This is a genomic window from Paractinoplanes hotanensis, from assembly GCF_023717965.1.
GTDB lineage: Bacteria > Actinomycetota > Actinomycetes > Mycobacteriales > Micromonosporaceae > Actinoplanes > Actinoplanes polyasparticus.
The window spans coordinates 108989-123546 of sequence record NZ_JAMQOL010000017.1 but is presented as its reverse complement, the minus strand read 5'-3'; the positions used below and the strand labels follow the sequence as shown (position 1 = coordinate 123546).

Below are 14558 nucleotides of genomic sequence, written 5' to 3'. Positions count from 1 at the left end.
GATGCTCACAGCTCGTCTCCTTCATGGGCGCCGGTCATCGCGCCGACCAGGTCGGACGGGGTGTACTCGCCGCGGCGGAACTCGGCCACCCGGGAGCCCAGGCGCAGCACCACCACCCGGTCGGCGACCTGCCGGACGTCCTTCATGTCGTGTGAGATCACGACGACGCCCCGGCCCTGGTCGCGCAGCCGGTGGATGAGGTCGAGCACCTCGGCGCGCTGGGACACGCCCAGGGCCGCGGTGGGCTCGTCCAGGATCACCACGGCCGGGTCGCTGATCAGCGCCCGGCAGATCGCGATGCCCTGCCGCTGGCCGCCCGAGAGCGCGACGACCGGGGTGCTCAGCGAGCGCAGCTTGACCGACAGGGACTCGAGAATCCGGTGGGCGTGGTCCTCCATGACGTGCCGGCGGATGCGGCGACCGGACCACATCGGGCCGTACTTCTCCTGGCCCAGGAAGAGGTTCTGCACCGCGTCGAGGTTGTCGCACAACGACAGGTCCTGGAACACAGTACGGATTCCGGCCTCGGCTGCCGCGCGCGGCGAGACCAGGCGGGCACTCTCGCCGCGGACCCGGATCTCGCCGGTGTCGGGCGACTCCACACCGGACACGATCTTGACGAGGGTGGACTTGCCGGCGCCGTTGTCGCCGATGAGCGCGACGACCTCGCCCGGGTCCACCGCCAGGTCGACCTCGTGCAGGGCTCGTACGCCGCCGAAGTGTTTCGAGATCTTGGTGAGCTCGAGCAAGCTCATGGGACGTCCTCCCCGCGGGGCGGCCGGTGAGTTCCGGCCACCCCCTCATGCGATGGGCTACTTGTTCCGGGTCTTGCAGGTCTCGGTGGACGCGGCCGGGCCCTCGCAGATCTGCGCCCAGGTGAAGATGCCGAGGTCGACGGCCTTCTGCACCGCGTCGCCGGGGTCCTTGCCGTCCTCGAGGTGGATCAGCGTCGACTCGAGCTTGGCCGTGGGCACCTGCATCGCGCCGTTGTCGATGGTGTCCTTGACCAGGTCGGCCGGCGGCGCCTGACCCGCGGCGGCGGCGAGGGCGATCTTCGCGGCTGCCTCGGCCTCGACCGAGAACGCCTTGAGCACGTTGTCCTGCTGATCGCCGGTCAGCATGTACTGGAGCCCCGTCAACTCGGGGTTCTGACCGCCGTACACCGGGGTGTTGAGGTTCTTGCCCTTGAGCGCCGCGATGATGCCGGCCGTGATGCCGTCGTAGAACCCGAAGAACGCGTTCACGCCGTTCTGCGTCTTGGTCAGGCACTGCTCGGTCGCCTTGGTGGCGTTGTCGGGCGCCCAGTCCTTGATGTAGTCCTCGCAGACGACCTGGATGTCGCCGCTCTGGATCAGCGGATCGATGATTTTGTTCTGCCCGGCCAGCATCTGGGTCGTGTAGACGTCGCCCTTGTTGCCGTACTGGCGGGAGACCTTGACCGGCTTGGCGCCGAGCTTGCCGCTGGACACCTGCTCGGCGAAGTACGTGGCCTGCTGCTCGCCGACCTTCTCGGGGTCGAAGATGACCTGGGCGTACATCGTGCCCTTGACCGGCGGGTTCTCGTAGCCGATGACCGGCACCTTGGCCTGCTCGGCCGCCTGCAACAGGCCGGCGCTGGTGTTCGGGTCGGCCGCGACGACGACCAGGGCCTTGGCGCCGGCCGCGATGGCCGCGTTGGCCTGCTGCAGCTGCTGGTTGGAGTCGCCGCCGGCGTTGACGAACTTGACCTCGACGCTCGGGTCGAGTGCCTTGATGGCCTTCTCGAAGGCCGGGCCGTCCTGCTGGATGTAGCGGGTGGGAGTGGTGTTGGGGGCCATGAAGTAGACGAGCTTCTTGTCGTTGCCGCCGGCGGCGGCGTCAGAGTCGCCGTTCCCGCAGGCCGAGACGAGTAGAAGACCGGCGCAGGCGATGGCTATAGGACGTTTCATGGGCTGACTCCTCTGCGGACGGGCATGAGGTATCGCGCCGGGTCGCCGACCCGGCGGTATCGCTGAAAGGCGTTTACTCCGGCTGGATCCCCGCCTGCTTCGCGGTGATCTGGAGTGCGAGGTGCTTGGAGTAGATGCGGACCCAGGCGAGCGGGCCACCCATGTACCAGAACGCGGGGTGACCCGTGCGCCGGTACAGTCCGCCGATCTCGCTGTCCTCGCCGATGCCGAGGACGAGCGGGAGCCGGTCGGCGACCTCGTCGCCGAAGAGCCGGCGAGCCGTCTCGCGCATGTTGCGGTAACCGGTCGCGAGGACGACGAGGTCGGCTTCGAGGGTGCGGCCGTCCTCCAGGCGTACGCCGTCCGGGGTGAACTCCGCGAGCCCGGAGCCCTGGGCGAGTTTGATCTTCCCGTCGGCGATCAGCCGGGAAGCGCCCACGTCGATGTAGTAGCCGCCGCCGTACGCCAGCGCGTAGCCCATCAGGCCGGTGCCGTCGGGCCCGTCGTTGCGCTTGAACCCGACCGCGTCGAGCGCGGCCAGCAGGTCGGCGTCCTTGCGAGCGGTCTCCTGCACGCCCTCCTTGGCCATCTCGAGCACGAGCGGCCACGGCGTGCCGGCGGCCAGCAGGTCGGCGTACTTGGTGGGCGGGCCGCCCTCGACGAAGTTGCTGCCGAAGATGGCCGGGATGCCGTGTTCCTGGCTGATGATGTGGGTCGACGAGCGCTGCACGAGCGTGACGTCGGCGCCGGCCTCGTACAGGTCCTGCGCGATGTCGTGACCGCTGTTGCAGGCGCCGACGACGACCGCCTTGCGACCGGACCAGTCACCGCCACTCCGGTGGCCGCTCGAGTGGTAGCTGACGCCTTCGTAGGAGGAGCGGCCGGGGAAGTCGGGCACGTTGGGCTCACCCGCGGCGCCGGTGGCCAGGATGACGTCGCGCGGATGCACCTCGCGCTCGCCCTCGGGCGTACGGACGACCAGCGTCCACCGCCCGGCCGCCTCGTCGAAGCTGCTCGACGTCATCTCGGCCGAGGTCCAGACGTTGAGCTCCATGGCCGCGGCGTACGACTCGAACCAGTCGGCGATCTTGTCCTTCGGGCAGTAGACAGGCCACGACTCGGGGTACGGCATGTACGGCAGGGCGTCCGCCCACACCGGGTCGTGCAGCACCAGCGAGTGGTAGCGCTTGCGCCAGCCGTCGCCGACCCGCTCGCTCTTCTCGAGCACCAGGGTGTCGACGCCCATCAGGCCCAGGTTGGCGGCGACCGCGAGCCCGCCCTGGCCGGCGCCGAGCACGACCACGTCCGGCTCCCGGCCGGCGAAGCGGACGTGCTCCCGCCGCTCGTCGAGCCAGTTGCCGGTCGCCTCGTGGCGGGGGCCCCGCGACCGGCGGGCGCCGATGCGGCGCTCGTGGCCGCGCAGGTCGTCGAGCTCGGTCATCAGCGTCCAGGCGACCCACCGGCCGTTCTCCAGCCGCAGGCGGACGGCGCCCCGCCCGTACCCGAGCGGGGTATCGAAGGTGATGAAGCCCTCGACGACGTCGTCGCCCTGGTAGCGCGGGCCGAACTCGGTGACCATCGCGATGTTCGTGAAGGAGTCCGGGGTGAGGTGCTCGTTCAGCATCGCCGCGACCTGGTCGCGTCCGTGGTGGACGCCCAGGTCCCAGGTGAGCGCGAGCAGGTCGCGCCACCAGCAGTCCTCGGCGAGCAGCGCCGTGGCGCCCGCTGCGTCGGCGGCCTCGAGGGCCGCGGTGAGTCGGCCGAGCCAGGCGGCGAACGTGGCCTCCGCCGTGACCTCGGTTGTCATGGCTTGATGTGTCTCCGTCGCCATTGACGCGCCCTTCCCGTCCGTATCAAGCTGATACAGCCCGAGCGCTCGCTCGGTAGCCAAGAGTGTGGACCTTCACCCGTGTGACAGGCAACACTCCCGGCAACATTTCCTTAACGAGATCGTCACGAGCGGGGTGGCTATGACCAGCGACATCGTCGAGCGCACGCGATCATTCATCGACGAGCATGTGATCCCTGCCGAGGACAGCTCGGACGGCTCCGTCGACGCGGCCGGCGGTGAAAGTCTTCGCGTCGAGCTCCAGCAGAAGGCTCGGCTCGCCGGCATTTTCGCCCCGCACGCCCCGCTGGAGTACGGCGGTCTGGGCCTGAACATGGAGCAACGGGCCCCGGTCTTCGAGGCCGCCGGACGCTCGCTGTTCGGCCCGATGGCGCTCAACATCAACGCCCCCGACGAGGGCAACCTGCACCTGCTCGACCAGGTCGCCTCCGGTCCGCAACGGGAGCGATATCTCGCTCCCCTGGCCCGGGGTTCGGTGCGTTCGGCCTTCGCGATGACCGAGCCGCCACCGGGCGCCGGCTCCGACCCGAACGCGCTCCGGACTACCGCCCGCGCATCCGATGACGGCTGGCTCGTCACCGGCCGGAAGAAGTTCATCACCGGCGCCGACGGCGCGGGATTCCTCATCGTGATGGCCCGCACCGAGGGCGGCGCGACGATGTTCCTGGTTCCCGCCGACCGACCCGGAATCCGCCTGGTGCGGCATGTGACCACCATGGACAAGTCGATGCTGGGCGGCCACTGCGAACTGGAGCTGACCGACGTCCGAGTCGGCCCGGACGACGTGCTGGGCGAGGTGGACCAGGGCTTCCGGTACGCGCAGGTGCGCCTCGGCCCGGCCCGCCTCACGCATGTGATGCGCTGGCTCGGCGCCGCCCAGCGAGCCCACGAGGCTGCCGTGGCCTACGTCAGCGACCGCACCGCCGCCGGCCGCCGCCTGTCCGAGCACGGCATGGTCGAACTGATGATCGCCGACAACGAGATCGACCTCGCGGCCACCCGCGCCCTGCTGCTCACCGCGTGCCGGGCCCTCGACGCCGGCCGGCCCAGCCGCGAGGAAACCTCCCTGGCCAAGGTCTTCGGCGCCGAAGCCCTGCACCGGGTGGCCGACCGGGCCGTCCAGATGTGCGGCGGCGCCGGCGTCTCGGCCGACCTGCCCACGGCCCGGATAGCCCGCGAGATCCGCCCGTTCCGCATCTACGACGGCCCGTCCGAGGTCCACCGCTCCTCGCTGGCCCGCCGCGCGGTCCGCCGCTACGGCGCCGGCTCGAAGGAGACCACCTCGGAGGCGACGCCGGTGACCTGAAGCGCGATGCCGTGCGGGCCCGGGTAGTAGCGGCGCGTGGTGATGACCCGGAACGAATGCCGGCGGCGCACCTCGAGGGTCGCGCCGGGTGCGAGGGTGGCGGTGGTCAGCTTGTAGGTCTTGGCCGTCTGGGCGCTGTTCGCCTTCCGGTGGTGCACGACGTAGTCGATGGCAGGGGTGTCACGCCCGGGCTCCTCCGGCGCGGGACGGTTCAGGATCGTGGGTGTCACGACGACAGGCCCAGCGGGCGGGCCTGCCTGGCGGGGCGGGCCCAGCCCGCCGGGACGCCGGACTGATCTTGCGCGGGGTCTCTATGCTGGCCCGATGGCAGCGTGTCCTGAGCTGGCCGTCGACCGCCGTTCGCGGCGGCGGGGGCTCTTCGGGGCAACCCCGAGGACGCTTGATTGAGCACCGCAGCGCATCGCCGGCGCGACGCAGCGCTTCGCGCGGCACTGCGCAGGCACGACCGGGAATCGTCAGGGCACGCTGCCCCGCCGCAGGTGGCCGGCGCCCTCGCCGACGCTCTGCTCACCACGGACTGGCGTCCGGCGCAGATGCAAGCAGTCGTACGGGCCGTCGTCGCGGGGCGCGTGCCCTGGGCGCGACGGCTGGTGGCGGCCGTGTTGTCGGCGTACCCGCGCGCACCGGTCGACCGCCCGCGGGAACTGCGTCAATTTCTGATCAACCGCGCCCTGGCCCGCCGCGCGGTCATCCGGCGCCGGATCGTGGCGCCGACCCGGGTCGTACGGATGCGGTGGGGTGCTCCTGCTCTGGGCGACCTGGCGGAACTCGCCGCGTTTCTGGAGCTCGACGGCGACGCGCTCGACTGGTTCGCCGACCGGCGCGAGATCAACCGGCACGCCCGGGACGAACGACTGCGCCACTACCGGTACGTGTGGCGGCCGCACCGGCTGATCGAGGCGCCGAAACCGCGGATGCGCGACCTGCAACGGCGCCTGCTCGATCAGATCCTGTCGGTGGCGCCGGTGCACGACAGCGCTCACGGGTTCGTGCCGGGCCGGGGCACGCACACCTTCGCGCGGGCCCACACCGGCGCCGACGTGCTGGTGCGCCTCGACCTGCGGGCCTTCTTCTCGAGCATCACGGCGGCCCGGATCTACGGGCTGTTCCGCGGCCTCGGCTACCCCGAGCCGGTCGCGCACACCCTGACCGCTCTGACCACCACGCGTACACCGGCCCACGTCCTTCGCGAAGCGCCCGACCCGCACCTGGCCGCGCTGCTGCGCCAACCCCACCTGCCGCAGGGCGCGCCGACCTCGCCCGCGCTCGCCAACCTGTGCGCCTTCCGCCTCGACCGGCGGCTCAGCGGGCTGGCCGACCGGTTCGGCGTCACCTACGGCCGGTACGCCGACGATCTGGCCTTCTCGGGCACGCTCACCAACGCCCGCGTCGACCGGCTCGTCGAGCTGACCGGCCTGATCGCCGCAGAGGAGGGCTTCCGCGTCCACCCCGGCAAGACCCGGATCCGCCGGCGGTCGCAGCGCCAGGAACTGACCGGCCTGGTCGTCAACGGGCGCCCGGCCGTCCCCCGCGAGCAGTACGACCGGCTGCGCGCCGTCCTGCACAACGCCGCCCGGCACGGGCTCGCCGAAGCGAACCGCGACGGCCACGCCGATTTCGCCGCCCACCTGGCCGGCCGGGTCGCCTGGATGTCGCACCGCCACCCGGCGCGCGCCGCCAAGCTCCACGAACTGCTCGCCCGCGCTCTAACTGCCCGTCCTTGACCTTCAAGATCGGTCAGGTCGGGTCTGTTCCGCGGTGTGCCGGGCGCGGCATTGGCGTACGGTCCGGCGGAGCCGGGTTCGGATCGCGGCAGCGAGGAAACCGCAGCGTTCGGTGTGTCCGCAGTGCGGCTGTGGATGGTCGGGCGGGCCGCGCCGCGGCAAGAGTGTGACCCCACGTAGCCTTTCGCGCCGCTATCTACCGTTTTGCTCCTACGACGTCAGAGCCGTTTCCACTGCTCTGGTCAGGCTTGTGATGTCGTCCGGGGTGGTGTCGAAGGTGGTCATCCAGCGGGCTTGGGCGTGGGATCCGGCCCAATCGTAGAAGTGAAACTGGTCGTGCAGGGCAGCCAGGGCGAGTTCGGGGAGAGTGACGAAGACGGCGTTGGCCTGGACTGGGTAGTTGACTGTCAGGCCGGGCAGGTCGCGGATCCGGTCATGAAGCAGCGTGGCCATGGTGTTGGCGTGGGTGGCGTTTCGTAGCCACAGGTCGCCATCCAGGAGGGCGAGGAACTGCGCCGAGATGAAGCGCATCTTCGAGGCCAGCTGCATGGACGCCTTGCGCAGGTGGTCGACGCCTCGGTCGAGGGCGGGGTTGAGGATCACGACGGCTTCGCCGAGGAGCATGCCGTTCTTGGTGCCGCCGCAGGAGAGGATGTCGACTCCGGCGTCGGTGGTGAAGGCGCGTAGCGGCAAGCCGAGGTGGGCGGCGGCGTTGGCCAGTCGGGCGCCGTCCAGATGGACCAGCATGTGGTGGGCGTGGGCGAAGTCGGTGATGGCGCGGATCTCGGCCGGGGTGTAGACCGTGCCCAGTTCGGTGGCCTGGGCCAGGGAGACCACCTGGGGTTGGGCACGGTGCTCGTCGTCGAAACCTCGGGCCTCCCGCCGGATCGCTTCTACGGTCAGTTTGCCGTCGGTGGTAGGGACGGTGAGAAGTTTGAGGCCGGCGACCTTCTCCGGGGCGCCGCACTCGTCGACGTGGAGGTGGGCGCTTTCAGCGCAGATCACCGAGGCCCAGCGGTCGCAGGCGGCCTGCAGAGCGATCACGTTGGCGCCCGTACCGGTGAGCACCGGGTACGTCCGGGCCTCCGGGCCGAAGTGGTGACGAAACACCTCCCGCAACCGCTCGGTGTAGACGTCCCCGCCGTAGCTGACCTGATGGCCGCCGTTGGCGGCGGCGACAGCGGCCATGACCTCGTGGTGGACGCCGGAGTAGTTGTCGCTGGCGAATCCGCGAAAGCTCGCATCGTGCATCGTCACGCTGTGATTCTGGACGCCGACGTGACCACTCGGAAAGCTGGTATCCGCGTCGTCAAGGATAAGATTTTCCGATGCTCGCCACCCGTCGGTTGCATCTGCTGGTCGCCGTCGCCGAGTCCGGGTCGATCGCGGGTGCGGCCGCTGCGGTCGGATGCAGCGCGGCTGCTGCGTCGCAGCAGCTCGCCGTTCTGGAGGGCGATCTCGGCGTGCCCCTGTTGGAACGCGCGGCGCGCAGCGTCCGGCTGACCCATGCCGGTGAGGTCCTGGTGGAACGCGCCCGTGTGATCCTGGCCGACCTGCAAGCGGCCGAGCAGGCGGTCCTCGCCTCGGGAACGGTCGGGCACGGTCGGCTGAGGCTGGCCGCCTTCGCGACGGCGACCACCCGGATCGTTGCTCCGGCACTGGGCGCGATCCGGCGGCGGCACCCCGAGCTGCGGCTGATCTTCACGGAACTCGAACCGGAGGCGTCCCTGCCCGCCCTGCGGCTAGGGACGATCGATGCGGCGATCACCCACCAATACGCGCCGCTGCCCGCGTCCGACCTACGCGGACTGACCCAGAGCCCGCTGTTCGCCGACCCCATGGTGCTGGCCGTCCCGCCGCGCCTGCGCCCTGCGGGTGACGGGCCGGTCCGGCTGGCCGACTTCGCCGACGGCGAGTGGATCGCGTCCCGGGCCGAGTCGGGATTCCAGGCGGTGACCGAGTCGGTGACGCGCGCGGCCGGCTTCGAGGCCCGAATCAGTCACCGCGCTGACAGTAGCCAGGCGGTCTTGGCGCTGGTCGCGGCGGATCTCGGCGTCGCCTTGATATTGCGGTCGGCGGTGACCTCCCATGGCGGGATAGCGCTGCTCGACATCGCCGGCCCGCCGAAAATCACCCGCCAGGTGCACCTCACCAGCCGCACCGGCGACCTCAACCCGGCGGTGAAGGAGTTGCACCGGGAACTGACCCGCCGAGCGCGTGGCGCCCCAGGCAGATCAGAGTCCAATGACACGCTGACTACACGATGACCGAGGAGCGTGTCCAGGGGGTGTCGGCACGTTGCTGATACAGCCGCCGTACGGACAAGGACTCACGGTTCGATCGCCCCTTCCCACGTGGCGGCGTTCGGAACAGCGTCACTGTGACGGCGATACGAACGGCAGAAACGAGGCCCGACGAACCATCATTCGCGCCGGCTGCGGAAACAGGTAGAGAGACAGCCACTAGCCTGAGCGTCATGACCGTAGACCTGTTCGCCGGCGTTCCGGTCCGCGACTACGCCGCCGCCATCGCCTGGTACGAACGACTTCTCGGCGCCGAGCCGGCGTTCCGTCCCAACGACACCGAGGCGGTGTGGGAACTGGCCGACCACCGCTACCTCTACGTCGAGGTGCTACCCGAGCGGGCCGGCCACGCCCTGCAGACCATCTTCGTCGGCGACTACGACACCCGGCTGGCCGAGATCGCCGGCCGGGGCCTCGAACCGGCCACTGTGGAGACCTACGAGAACGGCGTCCGCAAGGCCATCTTCCGCGACCCCGACGGCAACGAGATCGGCTTCGGCGGCGGCCCGGTTGAGTGACCGGCTCGAGATCCCCGGCCGGAGGGTGCGGCGGGTCGTCCTGCTGGACCTCGACGGCACGCTGCTCGACTACTCCGACGACGACTGGCTGCTGACCGTCCGCGCGACGTGCGACGGGCTGACCGAGTCCATGCCCGGCCTGGACGCGGCCGAGCTGGCCGAAACGTACGCGCGGCTCTGTCTCCGCCATTGGCAGCCGGCGGCGTCGGCGGTGATGCTGGCGCCGAGCGGCCACGACGTCTGCTGGCCCCTCAGGCGAAGATGCCGGCCGTCCCCATGGCCACGCGGCGGCGAGCGGCGGGCTCGTCGTCCTGGAAGCGGTCGACCGCCCAGGACAGGGCGAGCACCAACTCGTACACCTCGTCGGCGGTGATGTCGGCGGTCGCGTCGCCCGAGGCCTTTGCCGTCGCCAGCAGCGCGCCGGTGCGGGTCAGCAGGGGGTCGGCGGCCGGCTTCATGGGCGAGGCGGCGTCGTGGTGGGCGGCGGCCAGGCAGTACGGCAGGTCGTGCCAGATGCGCAGCTGCCAGGTCAGGTGCTTCAGCCACTCGGCCAGGGCCTCGCGCGGCCCGAGCGTACGCGCCAATTCGTCGGCCTCGGTCAGCGCGTCCGCGATGCTCGTCTGCATGACCGCCGCGAGCAGGTCGTCGCGGGTCGGGAAGTTGCGGTAGAGCGTGGCGTTGCCGACGCCGGCCCGCAGGGCGATGCCGTCGAGCGAGGTGAGCACGCCGTCGACCTGGAACGTCTCACGGGCCGCGGTGAGAATCGCGTCGCGGTTGCGCTGAGCGTCGGCGCGCATCGGGCGCTTCGTTGTCGCCATCACCACATCCTTCTTGACTATCCGGGGATAGTCCCCACATAGTTTTTCCGGGGGCATTCCCCACTTGTCGAAGGAGTCTAGATGAACAAGCCACTCGACGGCCGCACGGTCCTCGTGACCGGCGCCAACGGCGGCCTGGGCGAGCAGTTCGTGCGCCAGGCGCTCGAGCGTGGCGCCTCCCGGGTCTACGCCGCCGCGCGTACCGGAAAGCCGTGGAACGACGCCCGCATCCGGCCGCTGACCCTCGACCTGACCAGCCCCGACGACGCCGGCCGCGCTGCCGAAGCGGCCCCGGACGTCGACCTGCTGATCAACAACGCGGCCATCGCCCCCGCCGGCGACTCCATCTCCGGCCCCGAGGACGAGCTGCGCCGGACCTTCGAGACCAACTTCTTCGGTACGTTGCGGGTCGCGCGCGCCTTCACACCGGTGCTCGCGGCCAACGGCGGCGGAACGCTGCTCAACATCCTGTCCACCGCCGCCTGGATCAACGTGCCGACCGGCTACGGGGCGTCGAAGGCGGCGATGTGGTCGGCGACCAACGCGCTACGGGTCGAGCTGCGCGCCCAGGGCACCCAGGTCATCGGCCTACTGGTCGGCATGGTCGACACTGCGATGTCGGCGCGCTGGGACGTCCCCAAGGTCAACCCGGCCGACGTCGTCGCCCAGGCCTACGACGCGGTCGCCGACGGCTCGATCGAGGTGCTGGCCGATGAGCCGACCCGCGGCCTGAAGGCCCGGCTCAACACGAGGGCCGAGGAGCTGTACCCCTGGCTCGACGAGCAGCTCGCAGGCTTCGTGCCGTAGGCCGCCACTTCCAGGTTGTCATGTTCTTCGGTCGCGGCACCCACCGACAGCCTGGCTGATCTGGGCCGCCGCCACCAGAATCTGCTGCGCCGCCAGCTCGTCCTCATCACCCGGCTCGAGCGCGAGGAGGCCGACCCGGCCGACCCGGCCGGGCTGGCCGGGCTGGCGTGTGTTCTCGCCGCAGCAGGCTCGGCACCCGCCCGGGCCAGCCCGGGTGGCGACGCGGCCCTGTATTAGCAGTGCCGGAAGACGATGCAGCAGATCGCCGACCAGTATCGCGACGCGGACAGCGTCTCGGTCGCGATCATCTGTACTCGGCCGGACGGCACATCGGTGGACCCGAAGTCCTGGATGCCGGCCCCCCGGACCCGTCCAGCACCGATCCCGGCGATGGCCGGGCCTCGCTGGACCGACCTTCTCATCCAGCTGACCGAATCGGCCTTCATCACCGATGAGGTCGCCGCCGAAGCAGACCAGGAGAACTCGGCGCCGCCGGACGGAACCGCCCACCGCAAGCTGGTCGACGCGATCTCCATCAAGCTCGGCGGCCCACAGCACCCCAAACTCTAGATCGGCGCGGGTCAGGTACTCCTTGAACTGGCCATACCGACGCGATCGGTCAAGGAGTTCAGCTGCGGCACTGACCGCGTAGAGTTGATCGATGACCGGTCCTCGGACGGTCGTCCTCAACGGCGACCTCGGCAGTGGCAAGTCAACGGTGTCAGTCGCGTTGGCAGAACGGCTGGGAGTGCGCCGGGTCAGCATCGGCGACCTCTACCGGCAGATGGCGGCCGAGCGCGGCATGACCGCACTCCAATTCAACCTGCACGCCGAGCTCGACGACAAAATTGACCACTACATCGATCAGCTCCAGTACGACATCGCGGCGTCGGGCCTGCCCTTGGTTGTCGACAGCCGCCTGGCCTGGCACTTCTTCCGCGATGCGTACAAGGTCCATCTGGTCACCGACCCTGTGATAGCGGCCCGGCGGGTTCTGGGCCGCGCCGGCGGCCCAGTCGAGCAGTACAGCAGCCTCGAGGATGCGTGCACGCAGCTGGCGGCGCGCAGCGAGAGCGAGCGGCAGCGTTTCCTCGCCCGTTACGGGGCCGACAAGACCCGGTTGCAGAATTACGACCTGATCTGCGACACGACCAGCGCCACCCCGGCCGACATCGTTGCTCGCATCATCGAACGGGCCGGGGCGCCGGGTTGTTTCCTCGACCCTCGTCGGGTGCGGCGGACGTCGTCCATCGACAGCGGCGGCGAGATCGAGGTTGTCCACCAGAGCCCACACTTCTTTGCCGTACGCGGTGGGCTGCGCCTCGACGCGGCTGTGCGGGCCGGGGAAACCTTGATTCCGGTGCGGCTTGTGGACGAAGCCGGGAGGTAGCGCATGCGGACAGCAGGCTGCCGCCGGCTACGCGCCGGCGGCAGCGGGGCGGCTCTCAGCGGCGCGGGGCGCCCGCGGCAAGCGCCAGATCCTGCTGCAGCACGTCGTACTGTCCCTTCGGATTCAGCTGCTCGTCGTAGATGAGAGCAGCGCCTTCCTGCGGGTCGGCGAACACGCCGGGCACCCACGAGTAGGCGTCGCCGAAGCCCCACGGCGTGAACGAGATGCAGGCACGGATGGCCAGGCATGCTTTGAGCGTGCGCGACCAGTAACTTTCCTGGGCGTACGGGGCAAGCGCGTCGACCGGCTCGTTGACCGCGTCCGCCTTGGTCAGCGTGCGGACGTCCACCTCGGTGAGGGCGACCTTCAGCCCCAGGGCGGCGAAGCGCTCGAGGTTGTTCGTGAGGTCGGGGTAGCCGTACTGGGTGGAGAGGTGACCCTGGAATCCGAGGCCGTGAATCGGCACCCGCTGAGCCTTGAGCGAGCGCACCAGCGCGTACACGGCGTCGCTCTTCACCCCGGTGAACTCGAGGTTGTAGTCGTTGTAGAAGAGCAAGGCCTTGGGGTCGGCCTGATGTGCCCACCGGAACGCGTCGGCGATGTAGCCGGTGCCGCCCCACGCCTTGTACCAGATCGTCTGGCGGGGCTGGCCGTTGTCGTCGAAGGCCTCGTTGACCACGTCCCATTGCCAGATGTCGCCCTTGAAGTGACGCGCCTGGTCGAAGATGTGCTTCTTCAGGACCGCCTTGACCTCGTCGTTCGACAAGGTGGTCGTGTAGCCGTCGGAGGACAGCCACGTGGGCAGCTGGTTGTGCCAGAGCAGCGTGTGGCCACGTACCAGTTGCTTGTTCTTCTTCGCGAACGCGACGAGCTGGTCGGCCTTCTCCCAGGTGTAGTTGCCGCGGGTGGGCTCCACTTCGGACCATTTCATCACGTTCTCCGCCGTGACCGAGGAGAACTGCTGCGCGGTGATCTGCGTGTACTTCTCGTTGGTGCCGAGCTGATCCATGTTCACGGCCGTGCCGACGCGCAGGCCTACGCGGGCGGCGAGCGCGCGAAGCGAATCGGCAGGGTAGGCCTGAGGCGGTGACGGTTTCGCAGCCGGCGGCGCGGCGCCGGCCGGAACCGAGCCGACAAAGGTCAGTTGTCCGCCCAGCAGCACTGCGGTGCTGGCAACAGCAAAGGTAAGTCGAAGACGATGCACCGGAACTCCTTGCGAAGAGGACGATGGAGACCGAAACTTCCGGAAACCTTCCGGAAGTAATGACAGGAATCTATGCGTTATCTCTTCGGGCGGTCAAGAGGCTTCCTTCCGGCGCCGCCTGACTGCGAGCGGAACAGGGCCGTACGCCTCAGACGCGCACCGCACCGATCTGCACGTAACACATCAGCGCCGGCTGATCGCTTTTGTTCTTCCACGCATGCCTGGTGCCGCGCTGGACCACGCATGTTCCCGGCGTCAATATCGTTTCCGCCCCGTTGTCGAGTTCGAGACTCAGCTCGCCCTCGATGCAGATCGCGTAGTCGACGGTGTCGGTCGTGTGCATGCCGTCGCCGTCGTCCTCGAATGGATCAAGCAGGCCGGGAAGCTTGTCCGCGACCTCGGCCTGGACACTTCGCGCATCCGGTACGAGCTCCGGATCCGACGATCGAGCCGCCCACCGGAGGAAGATGACCCGGCTGCCGCCGACACCGGGGAAATAGGGGCGCAGGACCGGCACGGCGTCCTTGTCGCCCACCGTCGGCGCCCCGTCCGCGGTGCCCCACATCAGGTAGAAGTCGGCTCCGGGAAGGGCCTGGACACTCAGCGGTTCGGGGTGGCGGTCGTCGACGAAGACGGCATCGCCGCCGGAGCTGTGGCCGGTGACGACCAGGCGCGGTTCGATCGGCATGG

Annotated in this window: 15 protein-coding genes and 1 pseudogene; 8 read left to right on the top strand and 8 right to left on the bottom strand. The window is 69.7% G+C overall.

What is annotated here, in order from left to right:
* Positions 1 to 5 precede the first annotated feature (5 nt).
* The 3 genes from LXN57_RS14765 to LXN57_RS14755 form a co-directional block, all read right to left on the bottom strand.
* Positions 6 to 755 (bottom strand): ATP-binding cassette domain-containing protein, encoded by a 750-nt coding sequence (locus tag LXN57_RS14765; protein ID WP_251798711.1) that lies wholly within the window; start codon positions 753 to 755, stop codon positions 6 to 8.
* A 57-nt stretch (positions 756 to 812) separates the two neighbouring features.
* Entirely contained in the window at positions 813 to 1928 is a 1116-nt protein-coding gene (locus LXN57_RS14760; protein WP_251798709.1) for a substrate-binding domain-containing protein, read from the bottom strand.
* A 73-nt stretch (positions 1929 to 2001) separates the two neighbouring features.
* Positions 2002 to 3735, bottom strand: a complete 1734-nt coding sequence (locus LXN57_RS14755; RefSeq protein WP_251798707.1) for a flavin-containing monooxygenase — start codon at positions 3733 to 3735, stop codon at positions 2002 to 2004.
* A gap of 163 nt (positions 3736 to 3898) precedes the next feature.
* On the opposite strand from LXN57_RS14755, the gene LXN57_RS14750 reads away from it, so the two are divergent.
* Entirely contained in the window at positions 3899 to 5083 is a 1185-nt protein-coding gene (locus LXN57_RS14750) for an acyl-CoA dehydrogenase family protein (RefSeq protein WP_251798705.1), read from the top strand.
* Here LXN57_RS14750 and LXN57_RS14745 read toward each other — a convergent pair.
* Positions 5032 to 5313, bottom strand: a complete 282-nt coding sequence (locus LXN57_RS14745) for a YhaZ family DNA alkylation repair protein (RefSeq protein WP_251798703.1) — start codon at positions 5311 to 5313, stop codon at positions 5032 to 5034. The genes LXN57_RS14750 and LXN57_RS14745 overlap by 52 nt on opposite strands.
* Positions 5314 to 5487: 174 nt before the next feature.
* Here LXN57_RS14745 and LXN57_RS14740 point away from each other — a divergent pair, with 174 nt between their 5' ends.
* On the top strand, positions 5488 to 6828 hold the full coding sequence (locus LXN57_RS14740; RefSeq protein WP_251798702.1) for a reverse transcriptase family protein: 1341 nt from the start codon (positions 5488 to 5490) through the stop codon (positions 6826 to 6828).
* A gap of 210 nt (positions 6829 to 7038) precedes the next feature.
* Here LXN57_RS14740 and LXN57_RS14735 read toward each other — a convergent pair whose 3' ends face one another.
* On the bottom strand, positions 7039 to 8079 hold the full coding sequence (locus LXN57_RS14735) for a threonine aldolase family protein (RefSeq protein ID WP_251798800.1): 1041 nt from the start codon (positions 8077 to 8079) through the stop codon (positions 7039 to 7041).
* 77 nt (positions 8080 to 8156) lie between these two features.
* On the opposite strand from LXN57_RS14735, the gene LXN57_RS14730 reads away from it, so the two are divergent.
* Together LXN57_RS14730 and LXN57_RS14725 are read left to right on the top strand one after the other, a co-directional pair.
* On the top strand, positions 8157 to 9095 hold the full coding sequence (locus tag LXN57_RS14730; protein ID WP_251798700.1) for a LysR substrate-binding domain-containing protein: 939 nt from the start codon (positions 8157 to 8159) through the stop codon (positions 9093 to 9095).
* A gap of 209 nt (positions 9096 to 9304) precedes the next feature.
* Entirely contained in the window at positions 9305 to 9649 is a 345-nt protein-coding gene (locus tag LXN57_RS14725) for a VOC family protein (RefSeq protein ID WP_251798699.1), read from the top strand.
* A gap of 251 nt (positions 9650 to 9900) precedes the next feature.
* On the opposite strand, the gene LXN57_RS14720 is transcribed toward LXN57_RS14725, so the two are convergent.
* Positions 9901 to 10467 (bottom strand): TetR/AcrR family transcriptional regulator, encoded by a 567-nt coding sequence (locus LXN57_RS14720; RefSeq protein ID WP_251798697.1) that lies wholly within the window; start codon positions 10465 to 10467, stop codon positions 9901 to 9903.
* 81 nt (positions 10468 to 10548) lie between these two features.
* On the opposite strand from LXN57_RS14720, the gene LXN57_RS14715 reads away from it, so the two are divergent.
* From LXN57_RS14715 to LXN57_RS14700, 4 genes and pseudogenes are all read left to right on the top strand, one after another.
* Complete coding sequence (locus LXN57_RS14715) at positions 10549 to 11274, top strand: SDR family oxidoreductase (RefSeq protein ID WP_251798695.1); 726 nt, start codon at positions 10549 to 10551, stop codon at positions 11272 to 11274.
* 15 nt (positions 11275 to 11289) lie between these two features.
* On the top strand, positions 11290 to 11511 hold the full coding sequence (locus LXN57_RS14710; protein ID WP_251798693.1) for a hypothetical protein: 222 nt from the start codon (positions 11290 to 11292) through the stop codon (positions 11509 to 11511).
* 15 nt (positions 11512 to 11526) lie between these two features.
* A complete protein-coding gene (locus LXN57_RS14705) occupies positions 11527 to 11844 on the top strand; it encodes a hypothetical protein (protein WP_251798692.1) in 318 nt (105 codons plus the stop codon).
* Between the two features lie 91 nt (positions 11845 to 11935).
* Positions 11936 to 12437: pseudogene (locus LXN57_RS14700) on the top strand (AAA family ATPase); the annotation flags it as partial.
* A 282-nt stretch (positions 12438 to 12719) separates the two neighbouring features.
* On the opposite strand, the gene LXN57_RS14695 reads toward LXN57_RS14700, so the two are convergent.
* Positions 12720 to 13868, bottom strand: a complete 1149-nt coding sequence (locus LXN57_RS14695; RefSeq protein ID WP_251798690.1) for an endo-1,4-beta-xylanase — start codon at positions 13866 to 13868, stop codon at positions 12720 to 12722.
* Between the two features lie 148 nt (positions 13869 to 14016).
* The gene (locus LXN57_RS14690) at positions 14017 to 14556 is read right to left on the bottom strand and encodes a cupin domain-containing protein (RefSeq protein ID WP_251798689.1); all 540 of its coding nucleotides are present in this window, start codon (positions 14554 to 14556) and stop codon (positions 14017 to 14019) included.
* Between the last annotated feature and the right edge of the window lie 2 nt (positions 14557 to 14558).

What these genes read in the sequence shown, in the direction of transcription:
- LXN57_RS14720 (WP_251798697.1), bottom strand. Translation starts at nt 10,467, where the DNA reads ATGGCGACAACGAAGCGCCCGATGCGCGCCGACGCTCAGCGCAACCGC.
- LXN57_RS14755 (WP_251798707.1), bottom strand. Translation starts at nt 3,735, where the DNA reads ATGACAACCGAGGTCACGGCGGAGGCCACGTTCGCCGCCTGGCTCGGC.
- LXN57_RS14750 (WP_251798705.1), top strand. Translation starts at nt 3,899, where the DNA reads ATGACCAGCGACATCGTCGAGCGCACGCGATCATTCATCGACGAGCAT.
- LXN57_RS14715 (WP_251798695.1), top strand. Translation starts at nt 10,549, where the DNA reads ATGAACAAGCCACTCGACGGCCGCACGGTCCTCGTGACCGGCGCCAAC.
- LXN57_RS14725 (WP_251798699.1), top strand. Translation starts at nt 9,305, where the DNA reads ATGACCGTAGACCTGTTCGCCGGCGTTCCGGTCCGCGACTACGCCGCC.
- LXN57_RS14705 (WP_251798692.1), top strand. Translation starts at nt 11,527, where the DNA reads ATGCAGCAGATCGCCGACCAGTATCGCGACGCGGACAGCGTCTCGGTC.
- LXN57_RS14765 (WP_251798711.1), bottom strand. Translation starts at nt 755, where the DNA reads ATGAGCTTGCTCGAGCTCACCAAGATCTCGAAACACTTCGGCGGCGTA.
- LXN57_RS14730 (WP_251798700.1), top strand. Translation starts at nt 8,157, where the DNA reads ATGCTCGCCACCCGTCGGTTGCATCTGCTGGTCGCCGTCGCCGAGTCC.
- LXN57_RS14690 (WP_251798689.1), bottom strand. Translation starts at nt 14,556, where the DNA reads ATGCCGATCGAACCGCGCCTGGTCGTCACCGGCCACAGCTCCGGCGGC.
- LXN57_RS14735 (WP_251798800.1), bottom strand. Translation starts at nt 8,079, where the DNA reads ATGCACGATGCGAGCTTTCGCGGATTCGCCAGCGACAACTACTCCGGC.
- LXN57_RS14760 (WP_251798709.1), bottom strand. Translation starts at nt 1,928, where the DNA reads ATGAAACGTCCTATAGCCATCGCCTGCGCCGGTCTTCTACTCGTCTCG.